Below are 21,232 nucleotides of genomic sequence, written 5' to 3' on the forward strand. Positions count from 1 at the left end.
CCGTCAGCCCAGGCGGTGGGCCAGCTCGGCGAACGCCGCGCGGACGTCCTCGGCGGTCAGCACGGTGAGGTCGGCGGGCGTGGCGGCGTGCCCGAGGCCCGCCGCGCGCAGCGCCCGGCAGGCGCACGCCTTCTCGTACAGGGTGCGGGCGAACCGGCCGTTGCCCAGCTCGTCGATCCTGCCGAAGCCGACGGCGCGCTGGAAGACCAGCGCCAGGTCGTCCAGGGCACGCTCCTCCCACTCGTCGCCGCCCTGCGCGGCGATCAGCTGGGCGATCCGCAGCAGCTCGTCGGGGCCGTAGGAGGGGAAGTCCACCCGCGCGTCGAACCGCGACGCCAGGCCCGGGTTGGAGGCCAGGAAGCGCTCCATGTCGGCCTCGTAGCCGGCGAGCACGACGACGAGCCGGTCCCGGTCGTCCTCGGCGCGCTTCAGCAGCGTCTGCACGGCCTCGGCGCCGAACGCGTCGCCGCCGGAGTAGCCGGCGTTGCTGAGCGCGTAGGCCTCGTCGATGAACAGCACGCCGCCGAGCGCGGAGTCGACGACCTTGTTGGTCTTCAGCGCGGTCGAGCCGAGGTGGTCGCCGACCAGGTCGGCGCGCTGGGCCTCCACCACCGCGGGCCGGGCGAGCAGGCCGAGCGCGGCGAAGATCCGGCCGAGCACCCGCGCCACGGTGGTCTTGCCGGTGCCGGGCGGGCCGGTGAACACGAAGTGCCGGGTCGGCGGGCGGGTGACCAGGCCCTGCTCCTGGCGCAGCCGGGCGACCTGGAGCTGGGCGGCGATCTCGCGGACCTGCCGCTTGACCGGGGCGAGCCCGATCATCTCCTCCAGCTCGGCGAGCGCCTCGGCCAGCGTGGGGGTCTCGGCGTAGCCGCGGTAGCGCTCGGTGGCCTCGGCGAACGCGCTCTCCACGTCCTCGGCGCGCAGCGTGACCAGTTCCTCGGCGCTCGGGGTGCGGCCGGCCGCGGCGCCGACGACGCGCACGTCGCGGGCGCGGGCGGCGGTCTCGGTCAGCGACCGGACGAACCGGCCGTTGCCGAGCTCGTCGACGATCCCGCGCCGCTCCAGCTCGGCGAACCGGGCCGCCAGGCGCCGCCGGGCCTCCTCGTCCAGCCGGTCGTCGCGCAGGCCGGTGTGGTACTCGGCGATGCGCAGCAGCTCCTCGGGCGAGTAGGAGGGGAAGTGCACCCGGGTGCCGAACCGCGACGCCAGGCCCGGGTTGGAGTCCAGGAACGCCGCCATCTGCGCCTCGTACCCGGCCAGGATGATCACCAGGTTGTCGCGGTCGTCCTCGGCGCGCTTCAGCAGCGTCTGCACGGCCTCGTTGCCGAACCGGTCGGGCTGCCCCTCGGCGGCGTTGACCAGGCCGTAGGCCTCGTCGATGAACAGCACGCCGCCGAGCGCGGAGTCGACCACCTGGCCGGTCTTGATCGCGGTGGCGCCGAGGTACTCGCCGACCAGGTCGCCGCGGTGCACCTCGACCATGCCGGGGGTGGGCAGCAGCCCGAACGCGTAGAAGATCTTGGCGAGGACGCGGGCGACGCTGGTCTTGCCGGTGCCGGGCGGGCCGACGAACACGAAGTGCCGCATCGGCTTCTCGGTCGGCACCCCGGCGGCGGCGCGCAGGTGCGCGGCCTCGATCGACGCGGCGATCGCGCGCACCTGCCGCTTGACCGGCGCGAGCCCGACCATCGCCTCCAGTTCGGCCAGCGCCTCGGTGACCGACGGCCGCGGCGCCTCCTCGGCGGGCTCGGCCGCCGACTCGGCGGCGGCGCGCTGGTCGTAGGCGGACTGGGTCGCCGCCGGGACGCCGGCCGCGTCGCCGTCGCGGCGGCCCCGGTCGGGCGGCGGCCTGCCGGGAAGCGTCATGGCGTCCCCTCTCGGGCTGGACTGCTCCTGGACCCAGCCGGTGTCGTAGGCCTCCGCGGACACCGTACGGCGAGCCCGGTCCCAGCGGTAGCCGAGGACGGCGAGGGCGGCCAGCCAGCCGGGCGCGACGCCCGCCGCGGGCAGCGGCGGCGCGAGCGCGGCGGTGGCGGCGCCCGCCGCGAGCAGCGCCAGCAGCGCGGTCCGCCAGGGCGCGTAGCCGCTGAGGCGGAGCGCCACGGCCGCCACCGGCAGCGCGAGGGCGGCCAGCAGCAGGCCCTGGTAGTGCGGGTGCGGGTACAGGTCGCCGAGCGGGACGGACGCGGCGAGCCAGCACGCCACGACCGTCACGACCGCCATCCCGGCCGGGGAGCGCAAGGTCAGATGGGCCACGATCAGCAGGATGACGGTGAACGCCGCGGCGGCGGCGACGGGCAGCTCCAGCACCACCGCGAGCGCCACCATGGCGACCGTCAGCACCACGCCGCCGAGGAACCTCAGCCCCGGTACCACCTGGAAGTAGCGCGATCGAAGGCGCTCGAACAGATCCCGCGCCGTGGTCGCCGCCGCCGGGCGGGAGCGGAAGCCGCCGAACAAAGCCATTGAGCCGAGTAAATCGTAGGTACCGACGTAAGGGGACTACCCGGGGCGGGTTCATTGACTCGCGCGGGTCCGGCCGGGTGAAGACCGCGGGTTGCGAAGGCGGGACATTCGTCCCACCCAGCTGCGGATGTTCGGCCCTGCCGCCGCGGCGCGCCCGGCCTTAGCGTCAGGTCCGTGACGGATGACGCGGCTTCGCCGTCCGGAACCGGCGAAGCGGACCCCGCCGCCGGGAACCCGTACGGTGACCGCGTGACGAAATGGCAGATAAGGGGCACCGTGCCGCGGAAACCCAAGATCGACCTCAGCCGGCTGGACGGCCGGGGGCCGGGCCCCGGCGCCTTCACGGCCTGGGCGCTCCTGCTGGTCTGGCCGCTGCGCGACGTCGTGGCGGGCCGCGGCCCGCAGGCCCCCTGGCTCCCCGCGCTCGCCCTGGCGGCGCTCGCCGCGCTCTACCTCGGCGTGGTGCGCACCGCCTTCGACGGCCGGTTCCCGCTGCGGGTCCCGGTCGCGCTGCTGGTCGTGCACACCGCCTTCGGCGCCGTCGCGATCCCGGTGTTCGACGGGCGCTGGGCCGCCGCGTACGCGCTGCTCGGCCTCGCCGCCGGCGTCGTGGCCGGGCACCTGCCGCGCCGGACGCACGGGCCGGAGCTGCCGATGCTGCTCTGCGTCGGCGGCGCCTCGGCCGCCGTCCTGGCGTCGGCGTGGCTCGGCGGCGCGAGCACCGGCGCGATGCTCGGATCCGGCTACTCGGCGCTCACCGCGGGCGCGGTCTCGGCCATCGTCATCCGGCTGTTCACCGTCGTCGCCATGCTGCGCGAGGCCCGCGAGGAACTGGCCGAGGCCGCCGTCGAGCAGGAGCGGCTGCGCTTCTCCCGCGACCTGCACGACCTGCTCGGCCACACGCTGTCGCTGATGGTGGTGAAGGCGCAGGCCGTCCGGCTGATCGCCGAACGCGACCCGGCGGTCGCCGCCGCGCAGGCCGCCGACATCGAGACCGTCGGCCGGCAGGCCCTCACCGAGGTCCGCCAGGCCGTCGCCGGCTACCGGGGCCGGGGCGCCGGCGCCGAACTGGACGCGGCGCGCACCGCCCTCACCGACGCGGGCGTGCAGCCGGTGCTCGACCGGGCGGGCGGCCCGCTGCCGGACGAGGCGGACGCGCTGCTCGGCTGGGTCGTCCGCGAGGGCGTCACCAACGTGATCCGGCACAGCGGCGCCCGGCGCTGCGAGATCACGCTGCGGCACGACGCCGGGCGGGCCGTCCTGGAGATCTGCGACGACGGCGCCGGGCCCGCGCCCGGCGGCCCCGCCGGCAACGGACTGCGCGGGCTGGCCGAACGGCTGGACGCCGCGGGCGGCACCGTCCGCACCGGCCCGGCGCCCGGCGGCGGCTTCCTGCTGACCGCCACGCTGGAGACGGGACAATGGACGACGTGATCAAGCTGCTGCTCGCCGAGGACCAGGGCATGATGCGCGGCGCGCTCGCGCTGCTGCTCGGCCTGGAAGAGGACATCGAGGTCGTCGCCGAGGCCGGCGACGGCCTGGAGGCGCTGGAGGCCGCCCGGCGGACCCGCCCCGACGTGGCGATCCTGGACATCGAGATGCCCGGGCGCGGCGGCCTGGACGTCGCCGCCGACCTGCGCCGCGAACTGCCCGACTGCAAGGTGCTGATCGTCACGACCTTCGGGCGGCCCGGCTACCTGCGGCGGGCGATGGAGGCGGGCGCGCGCGGGTTCCTGGTCAAGGACGGCCCGATCGAGGACCTGGTAGCAGCAGTGCGCCGCGTCCTGGCGGGCGAGCAGGTCGTGGACCCCGCCCTCGCCACCGCCGCCCTGTCGGTCGGGCCGAACCCGCTCACCGAGCGGGAACGCGACGTCCTCACGGCGGCGGCGGACGGCGCCACCGTCGCCGACATCGCGGCCCGGCTGTACCTTTCGGAGAGCACCGTCCGCAACTACCTGTCGGCGGCGATCGGCAAGACCGGCGCGCGCAACCGCATCGAAGCGGTGGGAACCGCCCGGCACAACGGCTGGCTGTGACGCCATGATGGGCGGTATGCGAACCCTGCGCACCCCCGACGACCGGTTCGGCGCCCTGCCCGGCTTCCCGTGGGAACCGCGCTACGCCGACGTCCCCGACCAGGACGGCGGCACCCTGCGAATGGCCTACGTGGACGCCGGGCCACCCGACGGGCCCGTGGTCCTCTGCCTGCACGGCGAGCCGAGCTGGTCCTTCCTGTACCGCAAGGTGATCGGCGTGCTGGCGGACGCGGGGCTGCGCGTCGTCGCCCCCGACCTGGTCGGGTTCGGCCGCTCGGACAAACCCGCCGAGATCGCCGACCACACCTACGCCCGGCACATCGAGTGGATCCGCGCGCTGGTCTTCGACGCCCTGGACCTGCGCGACGTCACCCTCGTCGGGCAGGACTGGGGCGGCCTCATCGGCCTGCGCCTCGCCGTGGCGCACCCCGAGCGGTTCGCCCGGATCGTCGCCGCCAACACCGGCCTGCCCACCGGCGACTTCCCGATGCCCGAGACCTGGCTGCGCTTCCGCGAATCGGTCCGCACCGCCCCCGAGTTCGACGTCGCGCGCGGCATCCAGTCCGGCTGCCGCACCACCCTGCCCGCCGACGTCCGCGCCGCCTACGACGCGCCGTTCCCCGACGAGACCTACAAGGCCGGCCCGCGCGCCATGCCCGGCCTCGTCCCCGCCGACCCGGACGACCCGCAGGCCCAGCCGAACCGCGACGCCTGGGACGTCCTGCGCGCCTGGGACAAGCCGTTCCTGGTCGCCTTCAGCGACCGCGACCCGATCACCGGGCCGATGGCGCCGCTGTTCAAGGACCTGATCCCCGGCGCCAAGGGCCTCGCGCACCCTACGATCGAGGGCGCCGGCCACTTCCTGCAGGAGGACGACGGGGAGCGGCTCGCGCACGCCGTCGCCGCCTTCGTCCAGGAGACCCCTTGACCGACGCCCTGCCCGGCCTGGACGCCACCGCGTCCGCACCCGCCGTCCCCCGCCACGCCGGCTACGCCATCGAGGACGACCTGCAGGCCCGGTCGCCCGGCGGCCGCCCGCTGCGCATCGCCGGCGTCGACGAGGTCGGACGGGGCGCCTGGGCCGGGCCGGTCGTGGTCTGCGCGGCCGTCACCGACCTGTCCGCACCGCCCGAACTGCCCGGACGCGGCACCAAGACCGTCCGGCTGACCGACTCCAAGCTGCTCACCGAGGCGCACCGCGAGGCCTTCGCCGACGTGCTGCCGGCCTGGCTCGCCGGGCACGCCATCGGCGCGGCCTCCCCCGCCGAGATCGACGAGCTCGGCATGACCGGGGCGCTGCGCCGCGCCGCCGTCCGCGCGCTCCAGGCGCTGCCCGAACCGCCCGACATCGTCCTGCTGGACGGCAAGCACGACTTCCTCGGCGCGCCGTGGCGGGTACGGACCGAGATCAAGGCCGACCAGCGGTCGGTGACGGTCGCGGCGGCGTCCGTCCTCGCCAAGGTGCACCGCGACCGGCTGATGGCCGCCCTGGACGCCGAGTTCCCCGGCTACGGGTTCGCCGGCAGCGCCGGCTACCCCTCCCCCGTCCACCAGAAGGCGCTGGAGGAGCACGGCCCCACCCCGCACCACCGCATGTCCTGGTCGTACCTGGACGACCTGCCGCGCTGGCGGCACCTGAAACGGCACCGCGACCCCCTTACCGGAGAAGGCCAACTCAGTCTCCTGTGAGCGTTACTCCCGTCCACCTGGGTAAGCCCGGGTAAACGGGAGGTAACAGGCATGGGCACTGTCGTGAAGAGACTGCTGCGCACAGCGGGCGGCGAGACCTTCGCCGAGGAGGCCGGGATCCCCCTGAAGGACCAGCCCGCGGCACTGTTCAAACTGCTGACGCTGGCCAACCTGCTGAGCACGCGCATCTCCTCGGACATCGCGATGGCGGCGGCACGGGAACTGTTCGACGCCGGCGGCGGCACGGCGCGGGGCATGGCGCGGCTGAGCTGGCAGAACCGGGTGGACGCGCTCGGCCGCGCCCACTACGTCCGCTACGACGAGAGCACCGCGACCCGGCTCGGCGACATGGCCGACCTCGTCCAGGAACGCTACGGAGGCGACCTGCGGCGCCTGCCCATCGAGGCCGGACGCGACATCGAGCGCGCCGCCGCGCTGCTGCGGGAGTTCCCCGGCATCGGCCCGACGGGCGTCGACATCTTCTGCCGCGAGGCGCAGGCGATGTGGCCGTGGCTGCGGCCCTACTTCGACGCGCACGCCCTCAAGGGCGCCGAACGGCTCGGCCTGCCCACCGACCCCAAACGCCTCGCCGACGAGGTCGCCGACAAGGACATCGCCCGGTTCGCCGCCGCGCTCGTCCGGGCCGGCCGGGACCGCAGGCTCGCCGAGGCGGTGGTCAAGGGGTGACCGCGCGGAGGTCGTCGTTCACAGCCGGACGACGACCTCCTCCGCCGGCTTGCGGGTGATGTCGGGGACCATCGCGTCGTCCGCCGGGTAGCCGACGGGGATCACCACATAGGCGCGCTCCTCCTGCGGCCGCTCGCACACCTCGTTGAGGAACCGCATCGGGCTCGGCGTGTGCGTGAGCGTCGCCAGGCCCGCCTGGTGCAGCGCGGCCAGCAGGAACCCGACGGCGATCCCGACCGATTCCTTTACATAGTACGGCCGGGGCGTGTGCGGGCCCTTGTGCACCTCGAACACCACGATGACGGCGGGCGCCTCCTCCAGGAACGGCTTGCGCCAGTCGGTGCCGAGCGGCGCGAGGGCCGCCAGCCACTCGGGCGAGGCGCGCCGCTCGTAGAACTCGCGCTCGGCGTCCTCGGCGGCCGCGCGCAGCCGCCGCTTGCGCTCCGGATCGGTGATCACCACGAACCGCCAGGGCTGCAGGTTCGCGCCGCTCGGCGCGGTCGCCGCGGCCCGGACCGCGTGGTCGATCACCTCGGGCGGCACCGGCCGGGACGCGAAGTCCCGGACGGTGCGGCGCAGCGCCATCGCGTCGGCGAACGCGCGGGCGCGCGCCACCGCCTGCTCGCCGGGCACGTCGAAGCGCGGGGCCGGGACGACCGGATAGGGGGTGCTCATGGCACCGTTCCTATCCCGCTCTCCCGGCCCTGGGCAATGGCAAGATCAGCTCAATCCTTGCCGCGCGAGGCCACCCACTCCAGGTTCCAGCCGTAGGCCTGGTCGACGGCCATCTTGCCCCAGCGCGGGCGGCCGGGCGGCGGCGGCACGAACCGGCCCTCGCGGCGCACCACCAGCTCCCCGTTCACGTTCTCGATCAGGGCGAGGACGGCGTCGCGGGAGGCGTCGTGGCAGTCGTCCATGCGCATCTGGATCGGGGCCGACCCGACCGGGTAGAGCGTGGCGATCGCGTCCAGGCCGCGGAAGTCGTCGGCGCCGTCGTAGATCTCGGCGAACACCAGGATCCGCTTGAACTTCGCGGTGTGGTCCAGGTTGATCGTCATGTTCTCGCCGGACTCGATGGCGCCGGTCCGGTCGTCCTTGTCGAGCTGGATGAACGGGGCGCGGTCGAGGGCGCCCATGTCGCCGAGGGCGTGGATGATGCCCTTGCTGCCGTCCTGCAGCTCCCAGAGGCAGCACAGGTCCAGGTCGAGGTCGTGGCCGCGGCGGCGCTTGCCGAGCAGGCCCTTGGGCGCGCCCGCCCGGGCCGTCCAGTTGAGGTTGACGCGCATGTGGCCCGAGGTCGCGCCCTGCTTGGTGAGCGAGACCGACGGGGAGTTCTTGGTCAGCGAGATGGTGCCGCCCTGCTGCTGGGGCTGCGAAGGAGCCGGCGGCGGCGCGTACTGCTGCGGAGGCGGCGGGGGCGCGTACTGCTGGGGCGGCGGCATGTACTGCTGCTGCGGCGGAGGCGGCGGCGGGGCGTACTGCTGCGGGGGCGGCGGCGGAGCGTACTGCTGCTGCGGAGGCGGCGGGGGCGCGTACTGGTTCTGCGGCTGCGGAGCAGGCGGCGGAGGCGGGGGCGCGTACTGCTGCTGCTGAGGAGCCGGCGGAGGCGGAGCGTCGTCCACGCTGATGCCGAAATCGGTGGCCAGCCCCGCGAGACCGGAGTCGTAGCCCTGCCCGACCGCCCGGAACTTCCAGGCGCCCTGGCGGCGGTACAGCTCCCCGAGGACGTAGGCGGTCTCGGTCGTCGCACCGTCGCTGTCGAACCGGGTGATCTCGCTGCCGGTCCCGGCGTCCAGCACCCGCACGTACAGGCCCTTGAACTGCGCGAAGGTGCCGCCGTCCGCGGACGCCGCGATCACGATCTTGTCGATCGCCGGCTCGACCCGGGCCAGATCGGCGAACAGCACGTCCCGGACCGCCGGCCCCTGCTGCTTGCCCTCGTACCGGACCGCGCCCGAGGCGTGCGCGGGCTGGTTGTAGAAGACGAAGTCGCCGTCGGAGCGGACCTTGCCCGTCTCGGCGAGCAGCAGCGCGGACGCGTCGGCGTCCGGGACGCCCGGACCGCCCTGCCAGCCCAGCTCCACCCGCACGGCGGGAACCGGCACCGCGATGTTGGCGCCCTTCTGCAAGGACATGAACCCTCCTCCTGATCCGAACGCCACCAACCTATGCCGGATGACGTCCCCGGCGACATCCGGGCCTCTCAGCGAGACGGACGGGACCGGGTCAAGGTTCCTCGGCGCGCGGCGGCTCTCCCGGCAGCGGGCCCGGGTCGGGGGTGCGCATCCCGTCCAGGACGACCTGCAGGTTGCGCTCGCGCTGGTGCGGCGCGGCCCGCAGGCCGATCGTGTGGTCACCGGTCGAGACCGACACCAGCAGGAACGCCACGTCGGTCCAGCCGAGGTCGGCGCGCATGCCCCCGGACTCCTGCGCGCGCTCGACCAGCCGCCGCATCGAGTCGCGCATCTCGGCGAGGGCGCGGATGCTCCCACCGCCGCGCGCGGCGTTGAGGTCGCACAGCTCGTTGCGCAGGTCGACGTACGCCATGGCGAACCGCCGGAACCCCTCCCAGGCGTCCGGTTCGGCCAGCCCCTCCTCGGCCTTGGCCAGGATCTCGGCGGCGACCTCCTCGAGCACGGCCTCCAGCAGCGTCTCCAGGGTGCCGACCCGGCGGTAGAAGGTGCCCACCCCGACGCCGGCGCGGCGGGCGATGTCGTGCGCGGAGAACTCGCCGCCCTCGTTCGCGGCCTCCCGCGCGGCGCCGACCAGCAGCTCGACGTTGCGGCGCGCGTCCGCCCGGGTGACGCGCCCGGCCAGCAGCCGCTCCACGGCACTCACGGTCATGGAGTCCACCCTACCCGCAAGCGGACGACTCGCGTCCGCTTTAAGTGGACGCCGGGCGTCCGCTTGGGTTACGGTGCTCAAGCGGACGCCATCCGTCCGCTTGAGCGAAAGGGCATCCATGGCCTCTCCCGCCTTCAAGATCACCGCCCTGGCCACCGGCTTCGTCATGGCGGCGGTGGACACGACCGTCATGCAGGTCGCGGGACCGACGATCCAGCACGACCTGCACACCGGCCTCACCCCGCTCACCTGGGCGGTCGACGGCTACGTGCTGGCCTTCGCCGCCCTGCTGATGCTCGCCGGCGGCCTGTCGGCCCGGTTCGGCGCCCGCCGCGTCTACCTGGGCGGCATGGCGGTGTTCTTCACCGCGTCCCTGCTGGCCGCCCTCGCCCCCGGCATCGGGTTCCTCGTCGGGGCGCGCCTGCTCCAGGGCGCCGGCGCGGCCCTGTTCATGCCGAGCTCGCTCGGCCTGCTGATCGAGGCGTTCCCCGACCCCCGCGAGCGCACCCGCGTCCTCGGCCTGTGGTCGGCGATCGTGTCGTCCTCGGTGGCCTTCGGGCCGACCCTCGGCGGCGTGCTGGTCTCGGCGTTCGGCTGGCCGAGCATCTTCCTGGTCAACCTGCCGATCGGCCTGGCGGGCATGGCGCTGACCCGCCGCTGCATCGCCCCGTCCGCCGGCCGGCCGGCGCCGCTGGCGGTCCCGGGCCACCTGCTGGTCGTCCTCGGCCTGGCCGCGCTCAGCCTCACCCTGATCGAGGGCCCGCACCGCGGCTGGACGTCCCCGCCGGTCGCGCTGGCGGCCGCCGTCACCGCGGCCTCCGCGCTGCTGCTCCTCGCCCGCGAACGCCGCGCCACCACCACGGTGATGCCCTGGGCCCTGTTCGGCCGCCCCCGCTTCACCGGCGCCAACCTGGTGGGCTTCCTGTTCAACGCCGCCTTCTTCGGGATCCTCTTCCTGCTGGCCCTCCACTTCCAGCACTCCCGCGGCGCGTCCCCGCTCCGCGCGGGCCTGGAGCTCCTGCCGCTGACGCTCGTGCTGCCGCTGAGCAACCTCCTCTACGCCCGCGTCTCGACGCGCTTCGCCAACGGCCCCCTCATCACCATCGCGCTCCTGCTGGCCTCCGCCGCCTCCTTCACCCTGCTCGTGGTGACCCCCTACTGGGCGATCGCCCTCGCCCTGGCCGTCACCGGCGTCGCGGGCGGCATCATCTCCCCCGCCATGACGGCCACCCTGGTGGACGCCGCCGGCCCCGAACACGGCCACACCGCGGGCTCGGTCCTGAACACCAACCGCCAGATCGGCTCCCTGATCGGCATCGCGGCCATCGGCGCCCTCCTCGCGGCGTCCCCCGACTGGCCGACCGGCGCGGCCCTGTCCTTCGCCCTGATCGGCGCCGCCTACGCCGCCGCCGCCCTGACCGCCTGGCGCCTGATCCTCCGCCCCGAACGCCGTCCGGCCCCCGCCGCGCGCCTGGCCGCTCCCGCACCTGCCACGCCCACCCCCAGCGGAAGCAGCGCAAGCCCGGTGACGTGCCCACCCAGCTCAGCGGCCTCATGAGAACACCCACCGAACCACCCGACCGGCCGATGCGCCGGCCGGCCTGACCACCCGACTGCCCGCCCGCCCAGTTGCAGGCCGAGGTGTCCCGGTGCCGGGCCACCACCCCGGCACGCCGGGCGCATCAAGCACGTCGGGCAGACGGGGACGTGCAAGCGAGCGGTCCTCTCCGGGTGCCGGTCGGTGGTGGGGGCGTGTCAGCGCCGGCCGATGACGGCCTGGGACTCCTGCTCGACGATCTCCCACAGCGGCACGCCGTCGGAGTTGACGAGGATGACGCCGACCCAGCCGGTGTCGGGGTAGATGGTCCAGCTGGCGCCGACACCGGGATTGGCGCCGGCCCGGTTCCACACCCACTGGCCGCTGACGAGGCTGACCGGTATCTGGTACGCCCCGAACCCCGCGTCGGCGGGGGCCGTCCGGCGGGCCAGGGCGCCGCCGCCCTGAGGGAGGAGGGGAAGCTTGGGTCCGGTGAGCAGTTCGGCGTAGTGCCGGTCCAGCAGCGTGCCGTCGCCCAGCGCGCGGGCGAAGCGGACCAGGTCCGGCGCCGTGACGAAGCCGCCGTCCCCGGGGGCGTCGATGAAGGCGCGGCCTGGATTCTTGCCCGCTTCGTACTGGTGCGGACTGCCCTTGTCCAGGTTGCGGACCGCGTCCACCACGCTGCCGTCGGCCAGCTCCATGTACGGGTGCGCGATGTGCCGGTCCGTCAGCCACTGCGGCCTGGTGTAGAAGCCCGAACCGGTCATGCCGCAGCGCTTGAAGATGTTCTCCTGGACGTAGTCCCAGTAGCTCTGGCCGGACACGGCTTCGATGATCTGCGCGGGGATGGCGACATCGGCGCCGGAATGGTCGCTGGGTGTGCCGGGAGGGGCCTCCGGCGTCGCCTGCCGGGCCCACCGCTCGTAGAACTCGTGCACCTCCTCCCGGCTCTGGAAGACGCGCTGCACGTCCTCGTCCGGGGTCTTCAGCCCGGACGTGCCGGTGAGCATGTGGTGGACGGTCACCTTCTCGGCGATGTCCTTGGCGTAGTCCTTCAGGTGGGTGCCCACCGTGTCCGACAACCGCAGTTTGCCCTGCTGAGCCAGCTGCAGGATGGCCACCGCGTGGAACGGCTTGCCCGCCGAGCTGAGACTGAACGCGATGTCCTCGCCGTTGGGAACGCCCTTCTCCTTGTCGGCCATGCCGTAGCTGCGCGACAGCACCGTCCGCCCCCGGTGCGACAGCAGCACCACGCCGGAGAATCTGCCCTCGGCGGCCAGCTTCGCCACGTACCGGTCGTAGGCCCCGCCAGGCCGCGTGTCGGGCGGGACCACGTCAGGGCCGGCCGGTTCGGCGTGACCGGGCCGGGCGCCCACCAGCGGCGTGGCGGCCGCCGCCACTCCGGCGGCCGTCAGCCCGCCCCACCCGAGCAGCCGCCGCCGATCGATGCCGCGTGCGGAATCCAAATCCATGATCACAGCCCTTTCCCGAGCGAGGGGACCGGCCGTCGATGCGCTGCGGTCCATGGCCCCACTGAAGACGAAGGGCCGTTGCCGCGGCGTATGCGTTTTCCGATACGCCCGCGATACGCCCCGATCCCCAACATGACCTTGAACCGCCGCAGAAATCTCCGCTGAGGCCTTGCCTACCGATCCGGCTTCACGCCACGTGCGGCGCCATCGGCCGGGTGGTGTAGCCGACGACGACGTCCAGGCCATCCCCCGAGCCGCCCGACAGCCACACACCCCCGCATGAGCACAAGCCGCCACCGAATCTCCCATGACCAGGCCAGCCCAACAGGACGTGGGGTGCCGGCCAATAGACGGCGTAACCGACAACGGCGACCGGGCCATCACCCAGGCTGCCCGACAGCTGCACACCCCCGCATGAGCACAAGCCGCCGCTGAATCTGTCGTGGCCAGGCCAGGCCCTACGCCACGTGCGGTGCCAGCTGCCGGGCGGCGTGGTCGACGACGGCGTCCAGGTCGTCGCCCAGGGTGCCCGACAGCCACTGCTGGGCCAGTTCCACCATCGCGCCGGTGAACATCGCGGCGCTCACCCGGGCCAGGCGGGGGTCGACGGCGGGGCGGGTGCGCGTCTCCTCGTGCAGGACCTCGTCCATCAGCGCGGTCTGGGCGGCCTGGCGGCGGGCGGCCAGCACGGGGTTGGCGCGGGCCTCGGTGAACAGCACCCGGCCCCGGCGCGGGTCGGCCGAGCTGAAGTCCAGCACGGTGCGGATGCCGGCCCGGACCCGTACCGCCCGGTCGTCGCCGGCCGCCGCCAGGGCCGCCAGGAGGCGGCCGGACAGCTCGGCGGCGACCGTGTCGTAGACCGCGCCGAGGAGCTGGCCGGTGTCGGCGAAGCTCTCGTAGAAGTAGCGGGCGTGCAGGCCGCAGGCCCGGCACACCGCGCGGACCGACACCCCCGCCTCGCCCTGGGTGCCGAACAGCTCGAACGCCGCCTCCACCAGCCGGGCCCGGCGCTCCTCGCGCCGGGCGGCCAGCGGCATGCCGGCCCACCGGGTCGCCGCGGTCCTTGCGTCGCTCGCCACCGGCCCACCCTATCCCGGCCTCATTCTGGCTACACCCGTGGCCAGAAATGCCCTACTCTGGACACACCTGTAGCCAGAGTAGGGAGTCGGCATGGTCCCCCTGCCCCACCGCGCACTCGTCCGGTCGATCGCCGGACGGTTCGACGGCCACTTCGACACCCAGGTCAGATCCCGCTTCTTCCGGGGGCTGGAGTTCGCCGGGCCCGAGGGCGACCCGGGCTGGTTCGGCCCCGGCAGCGCGGTGTGGCACGTGCACTCCCACACCCCGCTCCTGTCCTTCGGGCTGGCGTGCGCGGCCTACCTGGAAGGGCTGGACCCCAGCATCTACTGGATGGGCGTCCAGCACTCCCGGATCGTCACCAAGGACGGCGACGGAAGACCCGTCGGCGGGATCGACCCGGAAGGGGCCGCCATCCGGTTCGGGCACTCCCTGTCGTTCTTCATCGGCACCGCCTACGGCTCCACCGCGACCGCCGAACGCCTCGCCCGGACCGTGCGCGCCATGCACCACACCGTCAAGGGCACCCGTCCCGACGGCCTGGCCTATGACGCCGACGACCCCCAGTGGCTGCGCTGGAACTACGCCACCGTCGTATGGGGGCTGGCCACCGCCCACGAGCGCTACCACCCCCGCCCGCTACGCGGGAAGGACCTGGACCGCTACTACGGCGAGTTCGTGCGCGTCGGCCACGCCCTCGGCGGGACCGACCTGCCCACCACCAAGGCCGAGACCCTCGAATGCCTGAGGGCGCACCTGCCCTGCCTGGCGCTCACCCACGGCCAGGCGGCCCGCACCGGCCCCAACCTCCGCGACGTCCCCACCACCCTGCTCACCGGCCCGTTCATGGACTGGGCCGTCCGCGACACCCTGCCGGGCTGGGCCGCCACCATGGTCATGCACCGCCCGCCCAACCCCGTCGAGCTGCGGGCCCGCCGCACCGCCCTCCGGCTGCTCCTCAACGGCGTCTACGCCGCCACCGGCCCGATCGAGGAGTTCCGGCAGGCCCAGGCCCGGGTCGCCGCGGGCACCACCGCCGTCCCCACCGACCCCGCTTACGTGCCGGGCACCGACCCGGCCCGCACCCGTGAAGAGGCCGAAGCCCTGGCTTGAACCACCCACGGGCGTGGGGACCGCCGGAGTCCAGTCCCCGGGCCTCCGCGCAGGAAGCGCTCGGCCGTGCGGATCCGGGGTGATCGCAGGCGCGGGAAGCGGCGGGGTCGCACCCGGCGTCAGCGGGTGCGGCCGCGGGGCTTCAGCGGGGTCGGCGGGAGGGCGGGCGCGCGGAGCGGGGCGCCGTCGTATCCGCGCACGGTGCCGAAGCGGTCGCCCGCCATCCAGTCGGCGCGGGCCTGCGCGATCTCCTCCCCCGACCGGCCGACGAAGTTCCACCACATCACGAGCCTCTCCTCGAACGGCTCGCCGCCGAGCAGGATCAGGCCGCTGTCGCCGTGCGCCCGCAGCGCCAGCTCGCGGCGGCCGCAGCCGAGGTAGAGCATCGAGCCGGGCTCCAGCCGCACGCCGTCGACCTCGGTCAGGCCCGACATCGTCAGGACCGCGTACTCGAAGTCCGGCTCCACCGGCAGCCGGGCCTCGGCCCCGTCGGCGAGCGCCAGGTCGGCGCCGACGATCGGGGTGAACGCCGTGCCGGGCGAGCGGGCCCCGGCCAGCTCGCCGAGGATGACCGTGGCCTCGAACCCGGGCCGGGAAAGGCGGGGCAGGTCCGCATGGTGCTCGAAGGCGGGCGCGGTGCCGCGGTGCTCGTCCGGCAGCGCCACCCAGAGCTGGGCGCCGTGCAGGATCGGCGCGTGGTCCCGGGGCGACTCCTCCGAGTGGGAGATGGCCCGGCCCGCCGTCATCAGCCCGAGCTCCCTCGGCCGGACGGTCTGCAGGCTGCCCAGGCTGTCGCGGTGCAGCACCTCGCCGCCGTGCAGCCAGCTCACCGTCTGCAGCCCGATGTGCGGGTGCGGCGGCACCTGCATGCCGGGTTCGCCCGCGATGTCGTCGGGGCCGTAGTGGTCCACGAAGCACCAGGCGCCCACCATCCGCCGGCCGAGGCTCGGCAGCAGCCGCCGCACGACCGTGCTCTCGCCGAGCGGCATCCGCCGCGGCTTGAGCAGCTCGTGCACCGGGGCGGCCGTGACGTCCTCCCGGCCTCCGCACTCCACCGGGACGGGCCGCACTTCAAGGTCGCTCATCTCATGTTCTCCGATCGTCCACCCCCGCCGCGCGTGCGCGGACGGTCTTGAGGAGGAGGCGCAGAAGCGCGACGCCCGCGCCGATGCCCAGCCCGTGCTCGACGACCGCCACGGCCAGGTGCTCGGGCGGCGCGTAGCCCCCGGGACGCAGCAACGCCAGCGGCAGCTTCCAGGCGCTCCACGCGAACAGCATCCCCGATGTCACGAACCCGATCGTCACCGGTATGCCCGTCGGCAGGGCGCGGCGAGACGTGAGCGCCCAGCCGGACCCGGCCGCCAGGAGCGCGCCGAACCCGAAGTCGCCCAGCAGCAGCGGCGGCGCGGGGATGCGCCGTCCCAACGGCTGCGCGAGCACGAGCGCGACGCCCAGCGTCGCCATCACGGCCGTGACGCCGTTCAGGACCGCCCACTCGGCCCTCCTCATCCCCGGCGCGGCGTGCCCGAGCAGCACCAGGGCCACCCAGCCGATCTTGACCGACAGGTAGCAGGACATCGCCAGGGCCGCCCCGTACCCCGCGAACCGCCGCGCGGCCGATGAACCGTTCATGATCGGAAGCCTCGGTCCCCCGCCGCTCCGGCGCTTCCCCCGGGCGGGGGAGGCGTCTCCCCTCCGCTGGTGAGGCCCGGCGCGCGCGTTTTCCGGACACTCGCCAGGTATGACGCTCACCGCCATTCCGCACCGGCGCCTCGCGGGCATCGCCCTGCTCTGGGCCGTCCTCTATGGGGCGGTCCGGGGATACTGGCAATCCGGTCACATGCCGGACCGCATGTCGCCGGTCGGGTACGACCTCGTCGCCTTCACCGGCTGGGCCTCGGTCGGCCTGTGCGCGGCGGCCGCCCTGGTGTCGGCCGTCCTGCTGGCCGCGCCGGCCGGCGGTCCGGGCCGCCGGGTGCTGCCGTTCGCCGCGTGGGCGGTCGGCCTCGCCCTCGTCGCGTCCAGCGCCATGCTCCTGCTGGACGTCGTCGGCCTGCTCCTGCCCGGCGTCGGCGTGCGGTTCTACCCGCTGGGCGCGGCCAGCCGCGCGGCCTGCGCGGGCATGGGGGCCGCGGTCGGCCTGGCGGCGCTGTCGTTCCGGCGCCGGGCCCGGGGCGCCTGCCTCACCTGCGGGAAGACCGCGCCCGCGCCGATCGACCGGCGCACGCCCGCCTGGGCATGGTGGGCCGCCTACCTGGCCGTGGCGGGCTGCCTGGCGCGGCTCGCCGCGCAGCTCGCCTTCGACGGCGGCAGGCTCGTCGAGGCCGCCGCCGCGCCGCTGCTGTTCGAGGCCGGTTTCCTGCTCGCGGGCATCGTGCTCCCCCTCGCGCTGGTGCACTCCTGGGGACGCGTCTGGCCGCTGACGGGCGGGCGCCGCGTCCCGCGCCCACTGGTGCTGTGGCCCGCGGCCGGCGTCTCGGCCGGGCTGATCGTCTACTTCGGCCTGATGCAGCTCCAGATGATCTCCGAGCGGCTGCAGGGCCGGAACCCCTTCCCGCCCGACGGCGGTCTCGCCCTGCCCGAGACCTTCTTCTGGCTGGCCGTCCCCGGCTATCTCCTCTGGGGCGTCGGCCTGGCCATCGCCACGGTCGCCTTCGCCCGCCGCACCCGCAGGCCCTGCACCGCCTGCGGGTAGGCGCTCAATCCCCCAGCCGGGCCGCCAAGCCGTCGAGCACGCAGGCGAGGCCGAACTCGAAGCGCTCGGTGGCGTCGGGGTCCTCGGCGTCGACGACCCGGCGCGCGAAGTGCGGGTAGTCGCCGCTTTCGACGACCTTGCGGATGTAGGGGCCGACGCTCGCCCGCCACTCGTCCTCGGTCAGGCCGGTGCGCCGCTGCGCCTGCGCCTCGGCGAGCTCCCCCGCGACCGCGCCGAGGACGTACGCCGCCACCGTGTCGACGGCGCAGGAGGCGAGGGTGGCGTCCGGGGTGAGCGCGGCGGCGGCGCCGAGCGCCGCGTCGGCCTGGCGGAGCGAGTTCGGGCCGAGGGCCGGGCGCCCGGTGAGCTCAGGGCCGAGCCAGGGATGGCGGAGCAGGGCGGCCCGCAGCCGCCGCGCGACGTCCGCCAGGTCGTGCCGCCAGTCGCCGGTCGGGGGCGGCGGCGCGTCCTCGCCCCGCACCGCGTCGACCATCAGGTCCAGCAGCTCGTCCCGGCCGGCCACGTACCGGTAGAGCGAGGCGGTGCCGGAGCCGAGGTCGGCGGCGACCCGCCGCATCGACAGCGCGCCCGCGCCCTCGGCGTCGGCGATGGCGACGGCCCGCGCCACGATCTGCTCCACGCCCGGGGCGCGGCGGCGCGGCGTGCGCCGGTCCCTGGTCCACACCAGGCCCGGTTCCTGCGCCGGGTCGGCCATCGCGGTCCTCCCTTGTCGGTCTCGGCATTGCGTACATCGTACCCATCTGGCTACGGTGTAGCCGCAATGAGAACGATGTAGCCACAAGGAGGAGCCATGTCCGAGGTCCACGTCCCCGTCCTGATCGCCGGCGGCGGCACGGTCGGCCTGTCCACTGCGCTGTTCCTGGCCCACCACGGCGTCGCGCCCCTGGTCGCGGAAGGCCAGGACGGCCCCTCGGTCCACCCCCGCGCCACCGGCGTCGGCCCGCGCACCGTGGAGTTCCTCCGCGAGGTCGGCATCGAGGACGCGGTGAACGCCGTGGCCGTCGACATGTCCGCGGGCAACCTCGGCAAGATCTCCGCCGAGACGCTCGCCCAGGCCGTCCTGCCCGAGCCCCCGCCGCGTCCCCACCAGGTCGCGCAGGCGTACGGCAGGGTCAGCCCGGGCGCGCTGCGCGGCACCTGCCCGCAGAACCGGCTGGACGCGGTGCTGCTGCGGGAGGCGACCGCACGCGGCGCGGACGTGCGGTACTCGACCCGGCTGGTGTCCTTCAAGCAGGACGCGGACGGCGTCACCGCGACCCTCGCCGGCCCCGCCGGCACCCAGGTCGTCCGGGCGTCCTACCTGGTGGCCGCCGACGGCGCGCGCAGCGGCGTCCGCGACGCGCTCGGCATCGGCACGACCGGCCCCGGCGCGCTCGGCACCCCCAAGATGAACATCCTGTTCCGGGCCGATCTCACCCCCTACACCCAGGGCCGCTCGTTCGTCGGGTGCGACATCACCACCCCCGCCTCCCCCGGCATGCTGCTGACCGTGGACGGGGAGAAGGAGTGGACCTTCCACGTCGCCTACGACCCCGAGGCGGGCGCGTCCCCGGCGGACTTCACGCCCGGGCGCTGCCGCGAGCTGGTCCGCGCCGCGATCGGCGACCCCGGTCTCGACGTGGAGGTGCTCAGCGTCCTGCCCTGGCGGGTGCGGGGCCTGCTCGCCGACCGCTTCCAGGACGGCCGGGTGTTCCTGGCCGGGGACGCCGCCCACGCCGTCCCGCCCCTCGGCGCGTTCGGCATGAACACCGGCGTCGCCGACGCGCACAACCTGGCGTGGAAGCTGGCCGCCGTCCTGGACGGCCGCGCCGGCCCCGCCCTCCTGACCACCTACGAGGCCGAGCGGCGCCCGGTCGCGGCGCTGACCCTGGACCAGGCGATGCGGCGCCTGCCCGACCCGCGCCTGCACTGGGGTTCCGGGCCGGAGGTGGCGGCCGCGCGCGCCGCGGCCGGGGTGCTGAACGCGCCGGTCGTGCAGCTCGGCTACCGCTACGACTCCGCAGCGATCATCGATCCGCGGCCGGACCTGCCTTCGGCCGAGGACGTGGAACCCGCCCTGGACGGCTCCCCCGGCTCCCGCGTCCCCCACGTCTGGCTGGAGCGCGACGGCCGCCGCGTCTCCACCCTGGACCTGCTGGAATCACGTTTCACCGTGCTCACCGGCCCCGCCGGCGACGGCTGGGTCCAGGCCGCGCGCGGCCTCGGCGCGGGCCTCGCCGCACACCGCATCGTCCACGACACCGAGGGCCGGTGGCCGCACGTCGCCGGCCTCGAAGCCGACGGCGCGCTCCTGGTCCGTCCCGACGGTTTCGTCGCCTGGCGCTCCCCCGCCATGACGGAGAACCCCGCCGCCGCCCTGGCGACCGCCCTCGACCGCGTCCTGGCGCGCACGGCCGGCCGCTGACACTCCGGGACACGGGCCGAGGGCCTCACTCCCGGCGCGCGCCGTCCTCCGCCGCGCGGACCCCGTGCGCTTCGTGGAAGACGTTGCGCTCCCGGGCGCGCCGGCCCGGGTGGCGCCGCTCCTCCGCCGGGTACCCGACCGACATCAGCAGCGCGATGGCCAGGTCGTCCCGGTCGCCGATCCCGATCACCTTCTTCACCTTCGCCTCGTCCCAGCCGTTCATGGGCGAGGTCGCCAGGCCCAGCTCCGTGGCGGCGAGCATCACGAAGGAGGCCGCGATCATGGCGTCCTTGACCGCGTACTCGCGGAGCAGGCCGCGGCGGTCCAGGTCCTGCTGGAACTCCCGCGACGCGGCGGCGAACATCGCGGCGAACTCCTCGCTCCACGCCCCGCTCCGCCGCGCCTGCTCGTGGACGTCGCCGTGGTCGTCGCGCCAGGACTGCGGCTCGGCGACGAAGACCAGGACGACCGGGGCCTCCTGCGGCTGCGGCTGGCCCCCGGTGGCCCAGGCCAGCCCCGCGCGGCCCTCGTCCCCGGTCACCGCCACGATCGAGCGGTCCTGGAGGTTCCAGCTGCTGGGGGCCTCGACGGCGAGATCGAGGAGCGCGTCGAGCGCGTCCCGCGGGACCGGGTCGGGCAGATAGTGGCGGACGGTGCGGCGGGTGCGGATGGCCTCCGCGACGGACATCGTGGGACTCGTCATGCCACTAACTATTAGAGAGTCACTCTCTTTCAGGAAGAGGGCACCTGAAAGTGCGTTACCCTCCCCGCATGAAGACCACCGTGGAATCGTCCGGGCTGCCGGCCGACGTCTACTCCGCGAAGTGCCCGACCCGCCAGGTCATCGACCACATCTCCGGCAAGTGGACCATCCTGGTCGTGGACGCCCTCACCGAGGGCACCCAGCGCTATACCGACCTGTACCGCCGCATCGAGGGCGTGTCGCAGAAGATGCTCACCCAGACGCTGCGCGGCCTCGAGGCCGACGGGTTCGTCTCCCGCCGGGTGCACCCCACCGTCCCGCCCCGGGTCGACTACGACCTGACCGAGCTCGGCCGCAGCCTCGCCGAGCCGATCGCCGCGCTCCGCCGGTGGACGGAGACGCACATCAACGAGATCGAACGCGCCCGCGCCCGGGTGGCCGGGGAAACCGGCTGAGCGGCCGCCCCGGAGAACAGCGGGCCTGACGCG

At 74.6% G+C, this 21,232-nt stretch carries 20 protein-coding genes; 10 read left to right on the plus strand and 10 right to left on the minus strand.

Features of this window, described 5'->3' with window-relative positions:
* Positions 1-3: 3 nt before the first annotated feature.
* Complete coding sequence (locus ACRB68_RS32230) at positions 4-2,466, minus strand: AAA family ATPase (protein ID WP_153539083.1); 2,463 nt, start codon at positions 2,464-2,466, stop codon at positions 4-6.
* A gap of 249 nt (positions 2,467-2,715) precedes the next feature.
* Here ACRB68_RS32230 and ACRB68_RS42670 point away from each other — a divergent pair, with 249 nt between their 5' ends.
* Genes ACRB68_RS42670 through ACRB68_RS32255 form a run of 5 tightly spaced genes read left to right on the plus strand, consistent with a single transcriptional unit; the run spans position 2,716 to position 6,878 of the window.
* The gene (locus ACRB68_RS42670; protein ID WP_153539085.1) at positions 2,716-3,900 is read left to right on the plus strand and encodes a sensor histidine kinase; all 1,185 of its coding nucleotides are present in this window, start codon (positions 2,716-2,718) and stop codon (positions 3,898-3,900) included.
* Positions 3,897-4,502: a response regulator transcription factor gene (locus ACRB68_RS32240; protein ID WP_328595070.1), complete on the plus strand. Its 606-nt coding sequence runs from the start codon at positions 3,897-3,899 to the stop codon at positions 4,500-4,502. The genes ACRB68_RS42670 and ACRB68_RS32240 overlap by 4 nt, the downstream gene beginning before the upstream one ends.
* A 16-nt stretch (positions 4,503-4,518) precedes the next feature.
* Entirely contained in the window at positions 4,519-5,430 is a 912-nt protein-coding gene (locus tag ACRB68_RS32245; RefSeq protein WP_153539089.1) for a haloalkane dehalogenase, read from the plus strand.
* 8 nt (positions 5,431-5,438) lie between these two features.
* Positions 5,439-6,191 carry a ribonuclease HII gene (locus ACRB68_RS32250; RefSeq protein ID WP_407924321.1) on the plus strand — a complete coding sequence of 251 codons (753 nt, stop codon included), beginning with the start codon at positions 5,439-5,441 and terminating at the stop codon, positions 6,189-6,191.
* A 51-nt stretch (positions 6,192-6,242) separates the two neighbouring features.
* Complete coding sequence (locus tag ACRB68_RS32255) at positions 6,243-6,878, plus strand: HhH-GDP family DNA glycosylase (RefSeq protein ID WP_153539091.1); 636 nt, start codon at positions 6,243-6,245, stop codon at positions 6,876-6,878.
* Positions 6,879-6,896: 18 nt separating this feature from the next.
* On the opposite strand, the gene ACRB68_RS32260 is transcribed toward ACRB68_RS32255, so the two are convergent.
* The 3 genes from ACRB68_RS32260 to ACRB68_RS32270 all read right to left on the minus strand — a co-directional run bounded on the left by ACRB68_RS32260 (position 6,897) and on the right by ACRB68_RS32270 (position 9,722).
* Positions 6,897-7,553, minus strand: coding sequence for a nitroreductase family protein (locus tag ACRB68_RS32260; protein WP_153539092.1), 657 nt, complete (start codon positions 7,551-7,553; stop codon positions 6,897-6,899).
* Between the two features lie 50 nt (positions 7,554-7,603).
* A complete protein-coding gene (locus ACRB68_RS32265) occupies positions 7,604-9,013 on the minus strand; it encodes a TerD family protein (RefSeq protein WP_153539094.1) in 1,410 nt (469 codons plus the stop codon).
* Positions 9,014-9,104: 91 nt separating this feature from the next.
* Positions 9,105-9,722 (minus strand): TetR/AcrR family transcriptional regulator, encoded by a 618-nt coding sequence (locus ACRB68_RS32270; protein ID WP_194293534.1) that lies wholly within the window; start codon positions 9,720-9,722, stop codon positions 9,105-9,107.
* Between the two features lie 118 nt (positions 9,723-9,840).
* On the opposite strand from ACRB68_RS32270, the gene ACRB68_RS32275 reads away from it, so the two are divergent.
* Entirely contained in the window at positions 9,841-11,280 is a 1,440-nt protein-coding gene (locus ACRB68_RS32275; RefSeq protein WP_207709888.1) for an MFS transporter, read from the plus strand.
* 197 nt (positions 11,281-11,477) lie between these two features.
* On the opposite strand, the gene ACRB68_RS32280 is transcribed toward ACRB68_RS32275, so the two are convergent.
* Together ACRB68_RS32280 and ACRB68_RS32285 are read right to left on the minus strand one after the other, a co-directional pair.
* Entirely contained in the window at positions 11,478-12,731 is a 1,254-nt protein-coding gene (locus ACRB68_RS32280) for a serine hydrolase domain-containing protein (protein WP_153539098.1), read from the minus strand.
* A 458-nt stretch (positions 12,732-13,189) separates the two neighbouring features.
* The gene (locus ACRB68_RS32285) at positions 13,190-13,810 is read right to left on the minus strand and encodes a TetR/AcrR family transcriptional regulator (RefSeq protein ID WP_328595050.1); all 621 of its coding nucleotides are present in this window, start codon (positions 13,808-13,810) and stop codon (positions 13,190-13,192) included.
* A 91-nt stretch (positions 13,811-13,901) separates the two neighbouring features.
* Between ACRB68_RS32285 and ACRB68_RS32290 the strand changes: the two genes are divergently transcribed.
* A complete protein-coding gene (locus ACRB68_RS32290; RefSeq protein ID WP_153539100.1) occupies positions 13,902-14,921 on the plus strand; it encodes an oxygenase MpaB family protein in 1,020 nt (339 codons plus the stop codon).
* Positions 14,922-15,040: 119 nt separating this feature from the next.
* Here the strand turns inward: ACRB68_RS32290 and ACRB68_RS32295 are convergent, their stop codons facing one another.
* Complete coding sequence (locus ACRB68_RS32295) at positions 15,041-16,006, minus strand: pirin family protein (RefSeq protein ID WP_153539103.1); 966 nt, start codon at positions 16,004-16,006, stop codon at positions 15,041-15,043.
* A 1-nt stretch (position 16,007) separates the two neighbouring features.
* Positions 16,008-16,553 (minus strand): hypothetical protein, encoded by a 546-nt coding sequence (locus ACRB68_RS32300; RefSeq protein WP_153539104.1) that lies wholly within the window; start codon positions 16,551-16,553, stop codon positions 16,008-16,010.
* A gap of 109 nt (positions 16,554-16,662) precedes the next feature.
* Here ACRB68_RS32300 and ACRB68_RS32305 point away from each other — a divergent pair, with 109 nt between their 5' ends.
* Positions 16,663-17,616: a hypothetical protein gene (locus ACRB68_RS32305; protein WP_153539106.1), complete on the plus strand. Its 954-nt coding sequence runs from the start codon at positions 16,663-16,665 to the stop codon at positions 17,614-17,616.
* A gap of 4 nt (positions 17,617-17,620) precedes the next feature.
* Here ACRB68_RS32305 and ACRB68_RS32310 read toward each other — a convergent pair whose 3' ends face one another.
* Positions 17,621-18,331 carry a TetR/AcrR family transcriptional regulator gene (locus tag ACRB68_RS32310; protein WP_153539108.1) on the minus strand — a complete coding sequence of 237 codons (711 nt, stop codon included), beginning with the start codon at positions 18,329-18,331 and terminating at the stop codon, positions 17,621-17,623.
* Positions 18,332-18,427: 96 nt separating this feature from the next.
* On the opposite strand from ACRB68_RS32310, the gene ACRB68_RS32315 reads away from it, so the two are divergent.
* Positions 18,428-20,041 (plus strand): FAD-dependent monooxygenase, encoded by a 1,614-nt coding sequence (locus tag ACRB68_RS32315; protein WP_153539110.1) that lies wholly within the window; start codon positions 18,428-18,430, stop codon positions 20,039-20,041.
* A gap of 25 nt (positions 20,042-20,066) precedes the next feature.
* On the opposite strand, the gene ACRB68_RS32320 is transcribed toward ACRB68_RS32315, so the two are convergent.
* Positions 20,067-20,744 carry a nitroreductase family protein gene (locus tag ACRB68_RS32320; RefSeq protein WP_153539113.1) on the minus strand — a complete coding sequence of 226 codons (678 nt, stop codon included), beginning with the start codon at positions 20,742-20,744 and terminating at the stop codon, positions 20,067-20,069.
* 68 nt (positions 20,745-20,812) lie between these two features.
* Between ACRB68_RS32320 and ACRB68_RS32325 the strand changes: the two genes are divergently transcribed.
* Complete coding sequence (locus tag ACRB68_RS32325) at positions 20,813-21,199, plus strand: winged helix-turn-helix transcriptional regulator (RefSeq protein ID WP_153539114.1); 387 nt, start codon at positions 20,813-20,815, stop codon at positions 21,197-21,199.
* The last annotated feature ends 33 nt before the right edge of the window (positions 21,200-21,232 follow it).

This window comes from Actinomadura macrotermitis, from assembly GCF_009604375.1.
Classification (GTDB): Bacteria; Actinomycetota; Actinomycetes; order Streptosporangiales; family Streptosporangiaceae; genus Spirillospora; species Spirillospora macrotermitis.

Bases quoted from the DNA above. Each gene is read 5' to 3' on its own strand.
- ACRB68_RS32320 (WP_153539113.1), bottom strand. From the start codon at position 20,744: ATGACGAGTCCCACGATGTCCGTCGCGGAGGCCATCCGCACCCGCCGC.
- ACRB68_RS32260 (WP_153539092.1), bottom strand. From the start codon at position 7,553: ATGAGCACCCCCTATCCGGTCGTCCCGGCCCCGCGCTTCGACGTGCCC.
- ACRB68_RS32255 (WP_153539091.1), top strand. From the start codon at position 6,243: ATGGGCACTGTCGTGAAGAGACTGCTGCGCACAGCGGGCGGCGAGACC.
- ACRB68_RS32270 (WP_194293534.1), bottom strand. From the start codon at position 9,722: ATGACCGTGAGTGCCGTGGAGCGGCTGCTGGCCGGGCGCGTCACCCGG.
- ACRB68_RS32300 (WP_153539104.1), bottom strand. From the start codon at position 16,553: ATGAACGGTTCATCGGCCGCGCGGCGGTTCGCGGGGTACGGGGCGGCC.
- ACRB68_RS32315 (WP_153539110.1), top strand. From the start codon at position 18,428: ATGTCCGAGGTCCACGTCCCCGTCCTGATCGCCGGCGGCGGCACGGTC.
- ACRB68_RS32275 (WP_207709888.1), top strand. From the start codon at position 9,841: ATGGCCTCTCCCGCCTTCAAGATCACCGCCCTGGCCACCGGCTTCGTC.
- ACRB68_RS32265 (WP_153539094.1), bottom strand. From the start codon at position 9,013: ATGTCCTTGCAGAAGGGCGCCAACATCGCGGTGCCGGTTCCCGCCGTG.
- ACRB68_RS32290 (WP_153539100.1), top strand. From the start codon at position 13,902: ATGGTCCCCCTGCCCCACCGCGCACTCGTCCGGTCGATCGCCGGACGG.
- ACRB68_RS32325 (WP_153539114.1), top strand. From the start codon at position 20,813: ATGAAGACCACCGTGGAATCGTCCGGGCTGCCGGCCGACGTCTACTCC.
- ACRB68_RS32280 (WP_153539098.1), bottom strand. From the start codon at position 12,731: ATGGATTTGGATTCCGCACGCGGCATCGATCGGCGGCGGCTGCTCGGG.
- ACRB68_RS32295 (WP_153539103.1), bottom strand. From the start codon at position 16,006: ATGAGCGACCTTGAAGTGCGGCCCGTCCCGGTGGAGTGCGGAGGCCGG.
- ACRB68_RS32310 (WP_153539108.1), bottom strand. From the start codon at position 18,331: ATGGCCGACCCGGCGCAGGAACCGGGCCTGGTGTGGACCAGGGACCGG.
- ACRB68_RS32245 (WP_153539089.1), top strand. From the start codon at position 4,519: ATGCGAACCCTGCGCACCCCCGACGACCGGTTCGGCGCCCTGCCCGGC.
- ACRB68_RS32230 (WP_153539083.1), bottom strand. From the start codon at position 2,466: ATGGCTTTGTTCGGCGGCTTCCGCTCCCGCCCGGCGGCGGCGACCACG.
- ACRB68_RS32305 (WP_153539106.1), top strand. From the start codon at position 16,663: ATGACGCTCACCGCCATTCCGCACCGGCGCCTCGCGGGCATCGCCCTG.